This window comes from Neptuniibacter sp. QD34_54 (assembly GCF_047778055.1).
Taxonomy (GTDB): Bacteria; Pseudomonadota; Gammaproteobacteria; order Pseudomonadales; family Balneatricaceae; genus Neptuniibacter.
In genome coordinates, this window is record NZ_CP180546.1 from 2,719,429 (window position 1) to 2,737,477 (window position 18,049).

Annotated in this window: 14 protein-coding genes; 8 read left to right on the forward strand and 6 right to left on the reverse strand. The window is 43.8% G+C overall.

The features are described 5' to 3' along the window. The first annotated feature begins 62 nt into the window (after positions 1-62). Positions 63-821: an MBL fold metallo-hydrolase gene (locus tag ACMXYP_RS12305; protein ID WP_415881927.1), complete on the forward strand. Its 759-nt coding sequence runs from the start codon at positions 63-65 to the stop codon at positions 819-821. A gap of 13 nt (positions 822-834) precedes the next feature. Here ACMXYP_RS12305 and ACMXYP_RS12310 read toward each other — a convergent pair whose 3' ends face one another. The 4 genes from ACMXYP_RS12310 to uvrB all read right to left on the reverse strand — a co-directional run bounded on the left by ACMXYP_RS12310 (position 835) and on the right by uvrB (position 6,951). Next, on the reverse strand, positions 835-2,610 hold the full coding sequence (locus ACMXYP_RS12310; RefSeq protein WP_415881928.1) for a FecR domain-containing protein: 1,776 nt from the start codon (positions 2,608-2,610) through the stop codon (positions 835-837). 11 nt (positions 2,611-2,621) lie between these two features. Continuing rightward, positions 2,622-3,923 (reverse strand): surface lipoprotein assembly modifier, encoded by a 1,302-nt coding sequence (locus tag ACMXYP_RS12315; RefSeq protein ID WP_415881929.1) that lies wholly within the window; start codon positions 3,921-3,923, stop codon positions 2,622-2,624. 112 nt (positions 3,924-4,035) lie between these two features. Further along, positions 4,036-4,815 (reverse strand): FecR domain-containing protein, encoded by a 780-nt coding sequence (locus ACMXYP_RS12320; protein ID WP_415881930.1) that lies wholly within the window; start codon positions 4,813-4,815, stop codon positions 4,036-4,038. Between the two features lie 111 nt (positions 4,816-4,926). Next, complete coding sequence (uvrB, locus tag ACMXYP_RS12325; RefSeq protein ID WP_415881931.1) at positions 4,927-6,951, reverse strand: excinuclease ABC subunit UvrB; 2,025 nt, start codon at positions 6,949-6,951, stop codon at positions 4,927-4,929. 287 nt (positions 6,952-7,238) lie between these two features. On the opposite strand from uvrB, the gene ACMXYP_RS12330 reads away from it, so the two are divergent. Then, positions 7,239-8,426, forward strand: a complete 1,188-nt coding sequence (locus ACMXYP_RS12330; RefSeq protein WP_415881932.1) for a pyridoxal phosphate-dependent aminotransferase — start codon at positions 7,239-7,241, stop codon at positions 8,424-8,426. Positions 8,427-8,577: 151 nt separating this feature from the next. Next, positions 8,578-9,093: a disulfide bond formation protein B gene (locus ACMXYP_RS12335; protein ID WP_415881933.1), complete on the forward strand. Its 516-nt coding sequence runs from the start codon at positions 8,578-8,580 to the stop codon at positions 9,091-9,093. 51 nt (positions 9,094-9,144) lie between these two features. On the opposite strand, the gene ACMXYP_RS12340 is transcribed toward ACMXYP_RS12335, so the two are convergent. After that, positions 9,145-9,687, reverse strand: a complete 543-nt coding sequence (locus tag ACMXYP_RS12340; protein WP_415881934.1) for a carboxymuconolactone decarboxylase family protein — start codon at positions 9,685-9,687, stop codon at positions 9,145-9,147. A gap of 164 nt (positions 9,688-9,851) precedes the next feature. Between ACMXYP_RS12340 and ACMXYP_RS12345 the strand changes: the two genes are divergently transcribed. After that, on the forward strand, positions 9,852-10,430 hold the full coding sequence (locus ACMXYP_RS12345) for a TetR/AcrR family transcriptional regulator (RefSeq protein WP_415881935.1): 579 nt from the start codon (positions 9,852-9,854) through the stop codon (positions 10,428-10,430). Positions 10,431-10,523: 93 nt separating this feature from the next. Here ACMXYP_RS12345 and ACMXYP_RS12350 read toward each other — a convergent pair whose 3' ends face one another. Continuing rightward, positions 10,524-11,141, reverse strand: a complete 618-nt coding sequence (locus tag ACMXYP_RS12350; RefSeq protein WP_415881936.1) for a LysE family translocator — start codon at positions 11,139-11,141, stop codon at positions 10,524-10,526. 194 nt (positions 11,142-11,335) lie between these two features. Between ACMXYP_RS12350 and ACMXYP_RS12355 the strand changes: the two genes are divergently transcribed. From ACMXYP_RS12355 to ACMXYP_RS12370, 4 genes are all read left to right on the forward strand, one after another. Continuing rightward, a complete protein-coding gene (locus ACMXYP_RS12355) occupies positions 11,336-12,418 on the forward strand; it encodes an efflux RND transporter periplasmic adaptor subunit (RefSeq protein ID WP_415881937.1) in 1,083 nt (360 codons plus the stop codon). Positions 12,419-12,420: 2 nt separating this feature from the next. Further along, positions 12,421-15,471, forward strand: a complete 3,051-nt coding sequence (locus ACMXYP_RS12360; RefSeq protein ID WP_415881938.1) for an efflux RND transporter permease subunit — start codon at positions 12,421-12,423, stop codon at positions 15,469-15,471. Between the two features lie 14 nt (positions 15,472-15,485). Further along, positions 15,486-16,766, forward strand: coding sequence for a TolC family outer membrane protein (locus ACMXYP_RS12365; protein ID WP_415881939.1), 1,281 nt, complete (start codon positions 15,486-15,488; stop codon positions 16,764-16,766). A 192-nt stretch (positions 16,767-16,958) separates the two neighbouring features. Next, positions 16,959-18,047: an efflux RND transporter periplasmic adaptor subunit gene (locus ACMXYP_RS12370; RefSeq protein ID WP_415881940.1), complete on the forward strand. Its 1,089-nt coding sequence runs from the start codon at positions 16,959-16,961 to the stop codon at positions 18,045-18,047. Positions 18,048-18,049 lie beyond the last annotated feature (2 nt).

Here is an 18,049-nt window from a genome sequence, read left to right on the forward strand (position 1 = left end):
CTACTACCATAATGTCAGTATTATAGTTTTCTAATTAAAGATAGCCGCACCAGAGGTGGGAAGTGAAGCTCGAAATTCTTGGTTGCAGTGGCGGTATCGGCCATGGTTTAAAAACAACAACTTTTTTAGTAGACGATTCCTTGTTAGTCGACGCTGGTACAGGTGTTGAGCTTTTAAAGATGGATCAGATGCTCGCTATTAAAGATATCGTTATCACCCACGCTCATCTAGACCATATCATTGGCCTGCCGTTAATGCTGGCAACTATTTATGATCAGCATAAAACACCTATCGATATCTATGCACTCCCAGAGGTTGTCGAGGCTTTAAAAACTCACATCTTTAATTGGACAATTTGGCCAGATTACACCTGTTTGCCTGAAGATAAACCTATCATCAATCTACATTCTGTAAACGTAGGTGATCAACTATCCCTACAAGGTAAAACCATAGAAGTAATCCCTGCCGAGCACCCATCACCAACCGTTGGTTATTTAGTATCAGACGGCAAAGCCTCATTTGCCTTTAGTGGTGATACAGGTATCAATAACGCACTCTGGCCCATTCTAAACACTAAAAAACCTGACCTACTTATCATCGATGTATCCTTTACCGATGAAGTTGATGAACTCGCTCGATTGAGCGGCCATCTGACACCAAGTCATCTTGCAAGCCAGTTGGAACTATTGAGCCATCCCGCTCGGGTAATGATTACCCATCTTAAACCGGGATTCGAAGATACAATTATGCAGCAGTGTCGCCAAATCTTACCTAGCTGGCAGATTGATCGTTTGCACCACGGCGATATTATTAACCTTTAATAACCACCCCCTATTAAGGAGATGGCATAGCTTCTAGAAGAATCGTGCCCGAAATAGTCCCTGTGGTACCTGTTCCGGCATTTTCACCAGAAGCACCATAACTGGTCACTGCACCCTCGGCACCCGCACCGACAAAATCAATCGTCATACGACCAGACATATCTGTGCTAGCTCCACAGTCACCACCAGTACAAACCCCTGTAAGTTTGACATCACCACCGCTCAGCACATTATTCAAGCTCATATTAGCATTTGCATCTTCTCGCAATGCATAGTCACGACCAGCGACATTGGCTTCGATACCGATCTCTAGCAACTGCTCACTATCGAAGTCTACACGGAAGTAGGTACCACTATATAAGTGCCCACCTGTCCCAGGACTACCAGAGAAATCGTTCAATGATCCAGTAGCGCCTGTTTCTATTTCAGGTTTGGTATAAGCTCCTGCAGTAGACTCCAAGCGATAAACATAATCACCAGTTTTCGCCAAGACGTTGGCAGCAGGTGTTAGGCCATCAGCATACATAAACTGAAAGCTACCATCTGTTTCAACCTCAGAACCATTTTCTAACACCGTGTAGCCTGTACCCCAACGCCCCCAAGTGACATTAGTACCACCAATTGTTTTGGTATTGTTCTCTGACAAGCTGGTGGCTGTTGAAGGACCAGTAAAACTACAAGGAGAACAGTTATTGTCCGTCGAGTTGCTGGAATCTAGATAAACTAAACCTGTAACCACATCTCCTGTGCCTATGGTTTTATCAACTGTTATAGCTGATTGGCCATCAACAATGACTCGACCGGAACTGCCATTTAAACCTTTTACTGGATCTTTTTCGGTGAAAGCTACAGCAACCAAACTACCCATAGGCGCAGCTTCACCATTACCCGTTGGGTTTGGCGAAGCTAATACAACCTCTTGGTTGTTATTAGTTTCTGCTTGAGGATCTGAAGCTGGAACAGTGCTACCAGTACTATCACTCGTCGTTGCAGTTGTAGTATTTAGATCTAAAGTTGTTGAGGAGTCCCCACTCTCTGTACTTACAGAAGTTTGCTCAGTAGTTTCAGATGTTGATTCTTGCGAAGAAGATTCATCAGTAGTCGTACTTTCGTCTGTTGCAGTCGAAGATGACTCTTCTTGCTGTTCAGTCTCTTCTTCCGAGAAATCTTCCGATTCGGATGACTCGGTAGTTTCTTCAGAAGTCTCGGTTGCAGCTGGCGTTTTAAATACATTAACAGAGCCACGAGGACCAACTAGGCTAAAAGAGCGACCCGATGCGATATCACGACTTCCACCTTGTTTAGCCGCAACATTAATCTTGCCTTGGCTGACAGAGCCTGAAACCCGCTCCCCTACTTTTTCCACACTGAAGTCAGTACCTCGAATACCGATGGTGGCAACCACAGCGTCCAGTTTGTAATCTTCTTTATCTACCTTACCTATCTTGCCCGATATAGTGCGCATACCACCTTTTAGCAATTTGTAAATCGCCTTACCATCTTCAGGGTTAGCTTCATCAAAGCGGTAATCATCAATTTTAAATTCTGTATTCGGTTTTAATGACAGTCGAGACCCATCGGTAAAACGTATCTGTAACCGCCCTTTAGCACTGGTTTTCAATAGATCATTGGCAAACACATCGGCCTGACGTTTTAAAGCACGTTCATCACCTGCTGTGGAAACCGCCACATTCTGACCAAAACTTAGTATTACTTTGCCAACACTCTCAGCAGCTTGTGAAAAACTGCTGACTAAAAGCAATAAAGAGGTAAATATAAAGAGCTTCATAGATGATCACCTCAATGGAAGTTATAGCGCAAACCAAGCATAACCTGCTGACGGTCATACTCATAAAGCTCTATATTTGAATCAGATTTTGTAAAGCTGTAGTTCCCCAACACTGCCCAAGATGGACCTACAACCCACTCTAAGTTTAGATTTGCTAACATATATTTATCATGGCGCTTCACACCATAGATCCAATCATTACCAGCGTATTCACTGTTTTGATAAGTAATGGAGGGAGTAAATTTAAGATTATCTGAAGGGCTCAACTGTACACCGATATTACCACCAAAAAAAACGCGATCTACTTGCCCATCTGACAAGATATTAGACTCATCTGGTGTTTCATTACCAATAAAGCCACCCACAAAATAAAGTGGATTCCATGGTCCAGTTCCAGCGTAAAGGTAATTAACACCTGCATTTAGCTGTAAAGAATCTTTCCAATCTGAGTCATCGTAGACAAGTGAATTAGCGCCAACAAAGACTTTAGCAACTGAATTGCGGCTAACCTGTTTGCTCCATTGGCCATTTACACTATACATATCCCTGTATTGTTCACGATCTAAAAGATATTTTTGTAATGAGAAATTAATTTGGAACTGTTGGTCTTCCATTTTCCACAGATGACCGCCACTCAAAGTTATATTCTTATAATCCTGCTCATCTTCTGTGTGGTAATAACGCATATCAGCATGCGCCCCAAATAGCAGAGCATTATCTGGGCTATAAGCGTGTTCAATAAAGCCCCCTAGACGAACCTGATTAAACTGATCGTCCTTACCTAATGCATCACTACTTAATATAACCACATTCGTTTGGTCATCGGGACCAGCGTTCAAATTACTATCATACCCTGCCCAAACTTCGACAAAGCTTGTGAACTTAGTTGGAGGAACAGTAGTTTTCTTATCGATAAGGGAGAGGTATTGATCAATACGATTGGCAACAGTCTGAGGTGGATTGATTTTTTTAACTTGTAGAAATAGTTGCTTAGCTTTATCAAACTGATTTAAAAGGTAATAACCTCGCGCTAATTCCAGCTTAGCTAAAGAGTTAGTAGGTTCTAAAAAGATAACGCGTTCAAGCGCAAAAACACCTTCACTAACACGCTTACTATCAATGGCTGCAACCCCATATTGCATATCAAACCCTGGATCACCTTCCAGACTCTCTAGGCTAGATACAGCCAACTGGTAGGCCTGCTCATATTTGCCCTGATCAACTAAATTTTTCAGATCAATGACGGTGTCGGCCACAACTAATGAGGAAAGGCAGTAAAGACCTGCAGCCAAATACTTAGGTAACTTACTCACTCTTAACACTCTCCCAGCTTAAGAGGATATAAAAATTCAAACATTATCAATGTTTTGGGAATAGTGCTATCTCATGTCCACACTATTCATAGGAATTTAGTATATAGATCAATTAAGGGTAAGTATTTGGACCGCGATTTGGTGACGGAGTATTAGCTCCACCCTGATGAGGCGTAACATCCAATTTCAAATTAAGCTTTTCATTAGCATTTAATGCTGGAATCTGATTGTTGCCTGCTCCTGACATTAAATCAGGCCCCATATCTTGGAGTAATTCAAACAATTGGAAGGGAGTTTGGCGGATTATCAGGTTGCTACCGTCTCCACCAAGAAAGAAATAGCGTCCCATCTGAATGGGAGCCCTAATCAATTTGTTACTGACAACGATTTCACCTTCTAAGACATATCCATAGAGGCCCATTTGCGCCCTCGTTGTTTCTTGGCAGGTTTTATCACAATAAAACAGGGTGTAGTGAGTCCCTCTAACACCTATGGTAGCTATAGGCGTGTGGACCTTATAATTCTCTTTGTTGTTATCACTGATTGCACCCGTCAACGTTCGCAAACCGCCCTTTAAAAGGCGATAAACCGATTTACCATCCTTAGGATTACTCTCACTAAAACGATATTCTTCAACATTAAAAAGGGTATCAGGGCGAAGAGAGAGGCGTGAGCCATCCGTAAAACGAATCTGTAAGCGCCCTTTAGATCCAGTAGCAATACTATCAAGAGAGTAAATTTCAGATTTCCGCTTCAACAGCCTAACATCGCTCTTAGGCAACTGAGCTGTATTGCTACCCACACTTAACAGTACATGCCCAGCTTTTTCTGCAGACATTGCGCTTGGCGAAAACACAACAGCAACAACTATTGGCAGTAGCCACTTAATCATCAATCTAACTCCATTTATAAACTACAAGCTTGTTTTCCAACCAGCTGTCGGTTTAGTAATCAGTGTAGCCAAGCTTTATCCAAATGATAAAACTTCAATCCTGCATCAATATTAGTTAACAAAAGTATGCTGTTTCAGTGTTTGTAGCTCGTCTCTATATTTAGCGGCCAATTCAAATTCCAGATTTTTCGCCGCTTCATACATTTTATCTTCGATCTTAGTAATCGCTTTAGATAGTTCTTTTGGTGATAACTGCGCCGCATCATCCACTTGATATTCGGCAGCCTGCTCCGCTACTTTCTTAGCTGTGCGAGAAGCTTTGCGGCCAGGCACGGTACTCGCCCCTTCCATAATATCAGCCACAGATTTACTGATACTTTGTGGCACAATACCATTCGCTTCGTTAAAGGCGATCTGCTTTTGACGACGACGTTCTGTTTCATCCATAGAACGCTGCATCGAACCGGTAATTTTGTCGGCATACAAAATAGCCCTACCGTTGACATTACGTGCTGCACGGCCGATTGTCTGGATCATGGAAGTTTCTGAGCGTAAGAAGCCTTCCTTATCCGCATCTAAGATTGTTACCAAAGACACCTCCGGCATATCTATACCTTCACGAAGCAAGTTGATGCCGACCAGAACATCAAACTCCCCGATCCTGAGATCACGGATAATTTCGACACGCTCAACTGTATCTATATCCGAATGTAGGTAACGTACCCGGACATCATGTTCATCCAAATATTCGGTGAGATCTTCAGCCATACGCTTGGTTAACACGGTAACTACGACACGCTCTTTCTTAGCTACCGTTAACCGTATCTCAGAAAGAAGATCATCCACCTGCGTTGACGCTGGACGCACCTCAACCACAGGATCAACCAACCCTGTAGGTCGTACAACCTGTTCCACCACCTGCTGCTGATTTTCTGCCTCATACTTACTTGGTGTCGCTGAGACAAAAATCATCTGCGGAGACTCGCGTTCCCACTCTTCAAACTTCATCGGACGGTTATCCAATGCAGAAGGTAGACGGAAGCCAAACTCCACCAACGTTTCTTTACGTGAACGGTCACCTCGATACATTGCACCGATTTGTGGAACAGTCACGTGGGATTCGTCCAAAACTAGCAAGGCATTATCTGGCAGGTAATCAAATAAGGTTGGTGGAGCTGCCCCAGGGTCTCGACCTGAGAGATAACGCGAGTAATTTTCGATACCAGAGCAGTATCCCAACTCCATGATCATCTCCATATCATAGAGGGTGCGCTGCTCTAAACGCTGAGCTTCGACTAACTTATTGTTCTCACGTAACTGCTCAAGGCGCTCACGAAGCTCATCTTTAATTTTATCCACAGCTGCCAATAGGGTTTCACGAGGTGTTACATAATGGCTTTTAGGGTAGATGGTTGCACGAGGTACACGGCGCAATACTTCGCCTGTTAAAGGATCGAAATAACTAATCTCTTCGATCTCTTCATCGAACAGCTCGATACGGACCGCCTCTTTCTCCGATTCAGCAGGAAAGATATCGATAACATCACCACGCACACGGTAATTACCACGATGAAGTTCGACATCATTACGTGTGTATTGCAGCTCGGCAAGCCGACGCAAAATAGCCCGTTGATCAATAATATCTCCACGATCCACATGAAGCATCATACCTAGATATGATTTTGGGTCACCCAAACCATAAATCGCAGAAACAGTCGCCACAATGATGGCATCATCGCGTTCCAACAACGCTTTGGTCGCGGACAGACGCATCTGCTCAATATGGTCATTTATCGACGCATCTTTCTCGATGAAGGTATCAGAAGAAGGAACATAGGCCTCCGGTTGATAGTAATCGTAATAAGATACGAAATACTCAACCGAATTATCTGGAAAGAACTCTTTAAACTCCCCGTATAACTGAGCAGCCAAAGTCTTATTGTGGGCCATGATAATGGTAGGACGCTGAACTTGAGCAATCACATTCGCAATAGTGAACGTTTTACCTGAGCCCGTTACACCCAAAAGCGTTTGTGAGGCTAAACCGCTATCGATGCCATCAACTAACTCTTTAATGGCCTGCGGCTGGTCGCCTGCGGGCGTAAACTTCGAGTGGACTTTAAATCGTTCTTTCATTCTGCGACCCAATTTCGAGCAAAGCTGGGCATTATATCTCAGCAGCTGCTACTTTTACTTGCATAAATACGTATTAAAAAGACCGCTCTTAAGAGAAAAAAGTTTCCTTTAATCAATTTATTGATCTGAAAAGGTATTTTTTCGCCCAAACAGGATTCATGCGGGCTATTGTTTGCTGTATCATGTGCGGGTTTGGAAACTCCCTGCTAACACAATATTTAAAGCGGGATTTCTGCTGATTAATGTCGGTATCTGCAATGCAGATATTCTTATCGAGGAACTTAGGCTTGAACGTTCAACTTTCAGACCGCGTCAACAACATCAAACCTTCTCCAACGCTGGCGGTTACTAACCGTGCAGCTGAACTGCGCGCGGCAGGTAAGAACATTATTGGCCTGGGCGCTGGCGAGCCCGATTTTGATACTCCGGATCATATCAAACAGGCTGCCATCCAGGCGTTGAATGAAGGTTTCACAAAATACACCGCTGTAGATGGTACACCGGCATTAAAGACAGCCATTATTAACAAATTCAAGAACGATAACGGTCTTGAATATGCTGCTAACCAGATTCTTGTTTCTTGTGGCGGTAAGCAAAGCTTCTTTAACCTATCATTAGCCCTGCTAAATGAAGGTGATGAAGTCATCGTACCAGCACCTTACTGGGTATCTTACCCAGACATGGTGAAAATGGCCGACGCTGTCCCTGTGATTGTTACGACAACTCAGGAACAACGCTTCAAGATGACTGCTGAGCAACTAGAAGCAGCAATTACAGATAAGACACGTTTAGTCGTACTAAACAGCCCTTCAAACCCAACAGGTGTTGCTTACACTTTGGATGAATTGAAAGCGCTAGCTGAAGTGCTACTTAAACACCCGCAAGTACTGGTTGCGACTGATGATATGTATGAGCACATCCGCTTTAACGATGAGCCTTTCGTAAACATCCTTAACGCTTGCCCAGAGCTTTACGAGCGCACAATCGTTCTAAACGGTGTATCTAAAGCATACTCTATGACCGGTTGGCGTATCGGCTATGCAGCTGGCCCGCTTGCATTGATTGGCGCAATGAAGAAGATCCAATCACAGAGCACGTCTAACCCAACTTCGATTGCGCAAGTTGCAGCACAAGCAGCACTTGAAGGCTCTCAAGATTGTGTAGCTGAGATGGTTGTAGCATTTAAAGCACGCCACGAATATGTTGTTAACACACTAAACAGCATCAACGGTGTTAGCTGCATCCCTGCTGATGGCACGTTCTATGCATTCCCAAGCTTCCAAGAAGTGATCGATAACGATGATCGTTTTGCTAACGATATCGAATTGGCTGAGTTCCTTCTAAACGAAGCGGGCGTTGCTCTTGTACCAGGTTCTGCATTTGGTGCGCCGGGTAATATGCGCCTATCTTTCGCAACTAGCATGGAAGTGCTAGAAGACGCATTGGGTCGTATCCGTAAAGCACTAGAAGCTTAAGCGAATTTTTGATCTAAAAAACCGAGCCTCTGCGCTCGGTTTTTTTCTGCCTAATGAAAATTTATTGATATCTGTACTTTTCTTAGTAAGAACTTGAACCTTATCATCTGAAGTGACTCAGATATTTGTTCACTGTTTGGGAGACTCGTTAATGTTGGACAAATTAACTTGCCTTAGCCGTTCTGCTTTTTTCTGGTTAAGCTTAATTTTCATCGGCGTCAGCATGGAGGCAGTAGCCCTCTATTATCAATACGCTTTGGACTACTACCCTTGCGTCTTATGTATCCATATTCGCATCTGGCTTTTTGCTCTGATTATCGTTGCTATATTCGGCCTGTTTACACGCAAACATGGATGCCTGAGCAAACTAAGTCACTTGCTCACACTCGTTGTCGGTATTGGTCTCGTAGAACGCTCATGGAAAACCCTAGCAGTAGAGCGCAACTGGATAGTAGATAGCTGCAGCATGGACAGCGGTTTGCCTAACTGGTTTGCACTTGATCAATGGATCCCATCAGTTTTTGCTCCTTGGGAACCTTGCGGCTATACCCCTGAACTGCTTTTCGGTATCACTATGGCAGAAGGCTTAATGGTATTTTCTGCACTATTGGCAGCAACAGCAGCCGTTTTCTTCGCGCTGCAGTTTAGATCAGCCCGATCTAGCTAAATTACTAATTATTAAAAAGGCGAACACTCAAACGTGTTCGCCTTTTTATTCCTACTCAGCGTAAGCTTGGAATTTCTCGTCTAAAGGAGTCTGCGCTATGTAATTTACATAGTTACTCATCACCTTTTGCGACAATCCCAAAATTATCCCAAGTAAATGCTTTTGCTCAAAACCAGCTGCGAAGAAAGCCTCAAGCTGCTCATCAGATATACGTCCTCGCTCACGAACAATGGCTAATGTTGTGTCATGCAAGACTTGTAATTTTTGCGTAGGTAGAGCTGTTGTGTTTCTTAACGCCTCATTGACAGCAGGATCCACCTTCATCATGTCTGCAATCAAGCTATGCGCTGGCACACAATACTCGCAGCCGTGTTCAACATTAATCGTCTGCCAAACCACTGTTAGCTCAGCTGCATTAAAGTCTGTTTGTTGAAACAAAGTATGTAACTGCTGATAGGCTTCCAGCACAACAGGCTCTTCACCTAACACAGCATGTAGATTTGGAATCATGCCAAAATTTTTCAACGAGTTTTCAAACAGAGCTTTAGTCCCTTGAGGGGCTGATTCCATTGTATGCAATTTAAATTTACTCATCATATCTCCATTTACTAATCGATTTAGCCTTCGCTAGAACGCTTTCCCCACAAAAACAGATCAAGCCAGCCATATTTGAACAACTGTTCACATTAAAACCATAACTAGAACTGAACACTTGTTCAAGATAAAATATGAACAAATGTTCAAAAAGTTAAATTTCTATGGTTAATACCGTCAAATATGATCGTGAACAGGTGATTCAGAAGGCTACACATCTGTTTTGGGAAAAAGGATTCCATGCTACTTCAATGCGTAATATCCAAGAGTGTATAGATATGCGCCCCGGTAGTATTTACGCATGCTTTGGCAGTAAAGAAGGTCTATTCAAAGAGACGCTAAATTTCTATACCAACACCATGTTGGAGCGATTAGAAGGCTTCAAAGTGGGTCACTCATCTCCCCTTGTAGCCCTGAAAGAGTTTATTTTTACTTCAGCACTAGATTGCAATCAGAATCGTCCAAACGAGATGTGCATGCTGGTAAAAACCATCTCTGAGCTCAATTCCGAAAATACTGAACTCCTCGAAGAAGCTCGTAACTTGATGAAGGTAATGGAAAACGCGTTTGCTAGCCTGCTACTTCAAGCACAGCAGCAAGGGGAATTAGAAAATCAGCAAGATGCTAACCGCCTTGCGCGCTTCTTGCAGATGCAGCTGATCGGAGTTCGCTCTTACTCAAGGGTAAATAATCAGGCTGAAATAAAAGATCTGATCGAAGATGCATTTAGCTGTTTGAACTGAAGCCCCTATCCTCGCATTATTATCACTAAAAATAACGCAAGAAGCCGCTAAGCACTCAGGGTTTAATAAACCGAGTGCTTAACTAACAAACGATTAGCTCCTTTCACTTAACGCCAATTTCATCCCTAATAACGCAAAGCTACCTGCAAAGAGTTTGTGCATCATCTGGCTAATTTTTTCAGACCCCACAACAAATTCGCTAAAGCGCCCTGCTAAAAAGCCATAAATCACAAACACCGCAAAAGTCATCAGCATAAAGATAAGGCCCAACACAAACATGTTCATCAATGGCGAGCCAACTTCAGGCGAGACAAATTGTGGTAAAAAGGCGAGAAAGAAGATCGATAACTTAGGATTTAAGATATTGATTAAAAAACCTTTCATAGCAATAACACTATATTTAGCTTCTTTATCTTTATGATCTAATGCAAGAGAGGACGATGAGCGCCACATCGACCATGCCAAATACAGAAGATAGGCAACACCAACAAATTTAACAATCTGAAAGGCCATAGCGCTGGCATGGAAAATCGCTGCTAATCCTAAAATACTTGCTAAAAGCGATGGCACAATACCGATCGTACAACCTAACGCCGCAAACAAGCTTGCGCGTTTACCTATAAATAACCCGGTAGCCACAGTGTATAAAACACCTGTTCCGGGAATAAGTACTACGATAAGAGAGGTGATCAAAAACTCGAGTGAGATCATTTAGCAACACCGATTAAGTCTGTTTAGCTTGGTCAGGATCATACGCGCTAAAAGCAATCAAACGCAATTGAACGCTATACATCACGAATCTCGAATTTTACTTTTCAATTCTTTACACATTATTACATTGTTAACTGAAAACAGATCTTTAGAATAGGCTTTCCCTACTTCTAAAGACTAAGATCGGACTTCCTATGTTTAAGAAAAATTATCTGGCTGTAATGATGCTTTGTGTGGCTGCTTTTCAAGTCAACGCTCAGGGTATGCCTGCTGAGGTAGTGACAGTCAAAACTCAAACACTGGATAAGAAGATCTCTGCCATTGGTACTCTCCAAGCCAATGAATCTATTATGCTTCGTCCAGAACAAGGCGGTCGTATAGAAAAGATTCTATTTAAAGAGGGTCAGCAAGTAGAGCAAGGAACCCCGCTATTTAAGCTAGATAGCTCCATTTATGTGGCTGAGCTTAAAGAGGCACAAGCACGTGTCCAATTAAGCCGAACAGATTATGACCGTGCTCGAAGCTTGTTGAAGAAGAAAGTCGGCTCTGTACAAGAACGTGATAGCAGCTTAGCCCAGCTTCGTGTTGACCAAGCTCAGGAGGCCTTAGCTCAAGCACGTTTAGATAAGATGACCTTAAACGCTCCCTTTACCGGTTTTACAGGCTTGCGTTTAGTAAGCCCTGGCGATTATGTCAATCAGGGTGAAGACCTAGTAGAGCTTACTGATTTAAGCACAATGAAGTTAGATTTCCGTGTGCCCGAGATTTATCTATCCGAGCTTCAACCGGGCCGTCAACTTAACATCAAAGTCGATGCTTTACCGGGCGAACAAATCGCTGGTGAGGTATACGCGGTGTCTCCAAGCTCTGACAGCAGCGCCCACAACATTCAGGTACGTGCGCAAATCCCAAATACTGCAGGCAAATTACGTCCAGGCCTTTTTGCGCAAGTAGACCTACTAGTTGACCAACAAACAACCGTGGTTATCCCTGAGCAAGCCATCATTCCTAAAGATGGCGGTTTTTTCGTGATGACAGTTCAAGAAGATAAAGTGGCGATGGCCCCAGTTACTTTGGGCCAACGCCGTCCGGGTATTGTGCAAATCATTTCAGGTCTTGAAGAAGGTTCTGTTTTGATTACTGCGGGGCAAATTAAACTGTTCCCGGGCATGCCTGTAACACCGATTTTTACCGATGGTACTCAGCCATCTAAGGCTAAACCAGCCCAAGAAGAAGCACAGGCTCAAGAAAATAAAACTGAAGGACAGGATAAATAATTATGATTCTGTCTGAAATCAGTATTAAGCGCCCCGTATTAGCGACGGTAATGAGCATACTGGTCCTACTAGTAGGACTACTTGCTTATGATCGGTTAACCGTTCGTGAGTACCCTAAAATCGATCTACCGGTGATTACGGTTGAAACTACCTACCCTGGTGCAAGTGCATCGATTATCGAAACGCAGGTTACTCAGATCATAGAAGACTCCCTCTCAGGCATTGAGGGCATAGATTTTATGAACTCGATTAGCCGAACAGAAAAATCGCAGATCAGTATCACTTTCAAAATAGATCGCGATCCTGACTCTGCCGCGGCAGATGTACGAGATAGAGTCAGCCGAGTCATCGGTCAACTACCAGATGATGTTGACCCACCGGTAGTTGCGAAGACAGAAGCCGATGCCCAACCTATTATCTGGCTTGCCTTCAACTCTGATCGCCATAACATCATGGAAGTATCAGATATCGCCGATCAACAGGTAAAAGATCAGCTACAAACCGTATCTGGCGTGGCCAACGTTATTATCTTTGGTGAACGTAAATATGCGATGCGTATCTGGCTTAATCCTGCTCGTATGGCTGCGTTCAAGGTTATTCCTAAAGATATCGAAGAAACACTTAGCCGTCAGAATATTGAGATTCCTGCGGGTCGTATCGAAAGTAAAGAACGTGAGTTCACTCTACTTGCCAGAACAGACGTTAACGATATAGAAGCCTTTAAACAGCTAATTATTCGTAATGAAGATGGCTACCCTGTTCGAATTCAAGATGTAGCACGGGTTGAAATCGCACCGGAAAACGTTAGACGTATCACGCGTTATAAAGGAGAAAGTGCGGTTGCGCTGGGTGTGGTAAAACAATCCACAGCAAATCCTCTAGATGTATCTTCGGGTATTCGCGACAAATTAGACAAACTCCGTCCAACATTGCCAGAAGGGATGAATGTAGAGGTGGCTTATGACTCCTCGATCTTTATCGATGAGTCCATTCAATCGGTATATACCACGCTGATCCAAGCGGGTATTTTGGTTGTTCTGGTACTCTTTTTCTTCCTTCGTAATATCCGAGCAACCCTGATTCCGGTGGTTACCATCCCACTCTCGTTGGTGGGTGCATTTGCGATGATGTACTGGATGGATTTCAGCATTAACACATTGACCTTACTCGCACTGGTCTTAGCGATAGGTTTGGTTGTGGATGATGCCATCGTAATGCTGGAAAACATCTATCGACATGTTGAAGCGGGTGAAACACCTATTCAAGCGGCCTTTAAGGGTGCAAAAGAGATCGGCTTCGCAGTATTAGCTACCACAGTGGTGTTGGTAGCTGTATTTGCACCTGTTGCCTTTTCTGAAGGGCGAACAGGCAAGTTATTTACCGAATTCGCCCTGACACTTGCCGGTGCAGTGGTAGTTTCAACCTTTGTGGCTTTGACTCTATCGCCGATGATGTCGTCTAGATTGCTTAAACATGAAACGCGACACAGTGCGATTTTTAATCTGATAGAAAGCTTCCTTCAAGGCATTACCAATCGCTATCAGGCATTGCTAAATAAACTACTTAGCTCTCGCCTACTCGCAATCGTAATTATGGCAGCGAGTTTTGGTGGCGCAGCTTACTTTTATACTCAGTTGCCTCAGGAACTGGCGCCTTATGAAGATAGAGGCACGATTCTGAACTTCGCTATCGCACCAGATGGTGCATCCGTAGATTATATTGATCGCTATACACGCCAAATCGAAGCAACGATCAGCCAAACCCCAGAAACAGTTCGCTATTTTGCAGTGGTCGGTTTCCCGTCTGAAACCAATGCCATGGTGTTCCAAGGCTTAGAACGCTGGGAAGATCGTGATCGTAAACAGCAAGCGATTGGCCAAGAGCAAACACCAAAGCTCTATGGCGGTATCCCAGGCATTATGAGTTTCTCTCTTAACTTACCGTCTTTGGGTCAGAGCTTTATTTCACGCCCGGTCGAATTTATCGTTAAAACCAATGGTACTTATGACGACCTGAAAGTGATCACCGATCAGTTAATGGCGAAAATTCACAGTAATAAAGGCTTTGCCCAACCGGATTCCGACCTTAAGCTGAATAAGCCGGAATTCCAGATCGATGTGAAACGCGATAAGTTATCTGAGATGTCCGTCGATGTTGCCGATCTGGGTCGAACCCTAGAAAGTTACATGGCTGGCCGCGAAGTGACGCGCTTTAAACGCGCCGGTGAACAGTACGAAGTTATTGTAAAAGTTGATGATCAACAGCGCCGTGATCCAAGCGACTTAACCGATCTATACATGCGCAATCAAAACGGTGAGATGGTTCAGTTCTCAAACCTTGTAGAACTACGTGAAAGCGTTGCACCACGTGAACTTAATCACTTTGATAAAGTAAAGGCGGTTAAAATACAAACCCAGCTTGCGCCTGGTTACAGCCTAGGTGAAGCGCTCAACTTCCTTGAACAAAGCCTGCAAGAGATCGCGCCGCAAGCAACCTACGACTACACTGGGCCTTCCCGCGAGTTCAAACAGTCTAGCAGCAGTATGCAAGTGACGTTTGTGCTGGCATTGATTGTCGTATTCCTAGTGCTGGCAGCGCAGTTCGAAAGCTTTAAAAACCCAATGATCATTATGCTATCGGTTCCACCTGCCGTGTTTGGTGCGCTGTTTGCGCTACATTTCAGTGGTGGCTCTCTCAGCGTATACAGTCAGATTGGTTTGATTACCCTTGTTGGACTGGTAACCAAACATGGTATTCTGATCGTAGAGTTTGCAAATCAGCTTCAAGATCAAGGGCGAGATCTGCGTAGCGCGATAATAGAAGCAGCATCTTTGCGTTTACGCCCTATACTGATGACCACGGGCGCAACAGTATTAGGTGCGGTACCTTTAGCAATTGCTATGGGCGCAGGTGCTGAATCACGTCATCAGATCGGCTGGGTTATTGTTGGTGGAATGACATTCGGAACGTTATTGACCCTTTTTGTCATTCCTACCGTATATAGTTACTTAGGTAAGCGAACTTTCAAGGAAGTTCAGCCAGAACAAGTTTAAGGATATTTAAGTTTATGAATATAAAGCAGCTTTTTCAGGTTTCATGCCTTTCTCTGGCTGTCAGCAACGTTTCTGCAGGTGAATTAGCAGATATCTACCAACTCGCTTTGGCTAATGATCCACAGTTAAAAGCAGCACAAGCTTCATTTAACGCTGGCAAAGAGATCGAAATCCAAAATCGTTCTAGCTTATTGCCTAATGTTAATTTAAGCGCCAACACAACTACGATTGATTCAGATACAGCAGATTATAATAACCATGGCTATACCCTATCCCTTAGCCAACCGGTATTTAATGCGGCTTCTTGGTTTACCTTTAAACAGGGCCAAGTGATCTCTGAACAAGCTGCGCTGCAGTTTGAACTGGAACAGCAAACACTGATCAACCGTACCGTAGAAGCTTATCTTGGGGTTCTAAGGGCGAAAAGCGACCTACAAACATCTGAAGCTCAAGAGCGCGCAATCAAACGCCGCTTGGATCAAGTTAATGCTCAATATGATGTCGGCCTGATCGCAAATACCGACGTACAAGAAGCGCAGGCTTCATACGACAATGCTCGAGTAGCCCGTATTGCCGCAGAAGGTGATTTAGAAAATAGTTACGAAGCCTTGGAGCGCCTAACAGGCCAAGGGTTTGATACAGTAGGTCAATTATCTGAAGAGTACCCAATTGAAGAACCCGTTCCTGTGCAAGCCCAACCTTGGTTAGAAAAAGCTTGGCAAGGAAACTTGGCACTTCAACTTGCAGATCGTTCATCTGAAGCTGCACGCCAAGCTGCTAAAGCAGGCCGTGCAGGTCACTACCCAACTCTAAGCCTAACAGCCAATTACGATTACGATAACGGAACGGCTTTCAGTGATGAGAGTACTGATACCTCTTCTATCGGTTTATCGCTATCCGTACCAATCTATTCCGGCGGTTCAGTGAGTTCACGCAGTCGAGAACTGGAACAGCGCTTAATAGAAAATCAGTTTAACCGTGAAGACACCCTTCGCGAAGTGACTCAGACGACTCGTAGCCTATTACGTAATCTCCGTACCGGTGCTTTAAGTGTTCAAGCGCTAAATCAAAGTATTAAATCGAGTAAAACAGCGTTAGAAGCCACTGAAGAGGGTTACAAAGTAGGTACCCGTAATGTGGTAGATGTACTGCAAGCGGAGCAACAGCTTTATGCTGCTCAACGCGATTACGCTAATGCACGTTTCGACTTTGTACAGAACCTCATCACCTTCAAACAGCAGTTAGGCACACTAAATCCTGAAGATATAAACGAACTCGACAGCTGGTTGCAGTAAATAGTTCATACAATAATGGGTGCTTAGGCACCCGTTATTCGTTGAGACAATGTATGGGTAAATGAATATTTAATCTATTCATTATTTATAGATATAGTTAGTTATATTCATCAAAAAGCTGCTATCTAATTAAAGCGCATCTAACTTAATCCGATTTGTATCTAGGATTACCGTTTCTCAAAGGAGCTTGTTTTGAAACAGATCATTTTAGCCACTCTTCTAACTGCTTTGGCTGCCACTTCACTGACCGCAAATGCCAACGAGAAACCTTTACCTGCCGTATTAGTACACAAGGTACAGACATCGGATTTAACCCCCACCTTTAAACTGGTTGGCCGTATTGAGGCAACACAGCGGGTTAACCTATTGGCACGTGTATCTGGCTTTCTAGAAGATCGCCTATTTACTGAAGGTCGTGATGTTCAAGCCGATCAAGTGTTGTTTAAAGTAGAAAAAGCAAACTATGAAATCGCTCTGAAACAAGCAGAAGCCGATCTAGCCTCTGCAAGAGCTGGATTGAAAAATGCGCAAACCAATCTCAATCGCGTAAGCCAGCTACGCAAACGCAAAGCAGCTTCGCAATCTCAAGTCGATCAGGCGGTAGCAGACCGAGATCAATCCCGCGCACAAGTTTTAAAAGCAGAAGCCGGATTAAAGAAAGCAGAACTCAACCTTAGTTATACCGAGATTAAAGCTCCGTTTAGTGGTCGTATCGGTAAAGCAAATTTTTCTGTAGGCGATTTGATCAGCCCTGAAAGCGGCGTATTAGCTACAGTGGTAAAAATCGATGAGGTCTATGTCGAAATGGCAGTGAGTGAAAAGCTGATGCTAGACGCGCGCCGTAAAGGGATTGACCTAGATAATCCACCAGTTGCACCTCGACTAATTCTGTCTGATGGCAGCGTTTATGAACAACAAGGTCGGTTCGATTTCATCTCCCCTGAAGTAGACCCGAACACCGATACAATCACGCTCCGCGCTAGTTTCGAAAACCCTAAATACCTGTTGTTACCAGGTGAATTTGTACACGTTGAAATTAAGAGGAAACAACCGGAAATAGGCATTCAAATCCCGCAATCTGCCGTTCAACGTGATCGTGATGGCTACTTTGTACTTGAGGTTAATCAGCAGAATAAAGTGACGGTTACCCGGGTAGAAATGGGACCGCAAGTAGAAGGTAAATGGCAAGTTCTCGAAGGTCTAGATCAAGGTGATCTGATCATCACTGAAGGGCTGCAAAAGGTTAAACCGGGCATTCAAGTTAAAGCGGTAGCGGAGTAAAC

Coding starts and splice junctions, on each gene's coding strand:
- ACMXYP_RS12350 (WP_415881936.1), bottom strand. CDS start 11,141: ATGATCTCACTCGAGTTTTTGATCACCTCTCTTATCGTAGTACTTATT.
- uvrB (WP_415881931.1), bottom strand. CDS start 6,951: ATGAAAGAACGATTTAAAGTCCACTCGAAGTTTACGCCCGCAGGCGAC.
- ACMXYP_RS12355 (WP_415881937.1), top strand. CDS start 11,336: ATGTTTAAGAAAAATTATCTGGCTGTAATGATGCTTTGTGTGGCTGCT.
- ACMXYP_RS12320 (WP_415881930.1), bottom strand. CDS start 4,815: ATGATTAAGTGGCTACTGCCAATAGTTGTTGCTGTTGTGTTTTCGCCA.
- ACMXYP_RS12365 (WP_415881939.1), top strand. CDS start 15,486: ATGAATATAAAGCAGCTTTTTCAGGTTTCATGCCTTTCTCTGGCTGTC.
- ACMXYP_RS12310 (WP_415881928.1), bottom strand. CDS start 2,610: ATGAAGCTCTTTATATTTACCTCTTTATTGCTTTTAGTCAGCAGTTTT.
- ACMXYP_RS12345 (WP_415881935.1), top strand. CDS start 9,852: ATGGTTAATACCGTCAAATATGATCGTGAACAGGTGATTCAGAAGGCT.
- ACMXYP_RS12335 (WP_415881933.1), top strand. CDS start 8,578: ATGTTGGACAAATTAACTTGCCTTAGCCGTTCTGCTTTTTTCTGGTTA.
- ACMXYP_RS12360 (WP_415881938.1), top strand. CDS start 12,421: ATGATTCTGTCTGAAATCAGTATTAAGCGCCCCGTATTAGCGACGGTA.
- ACMXYP_RS12340 (WP_415881934.1), bottom strand. CDS start 9,687: ATGAGTAAATTTAAATTGCATACAATGGAATCAGCCCCTCAAGGGACT.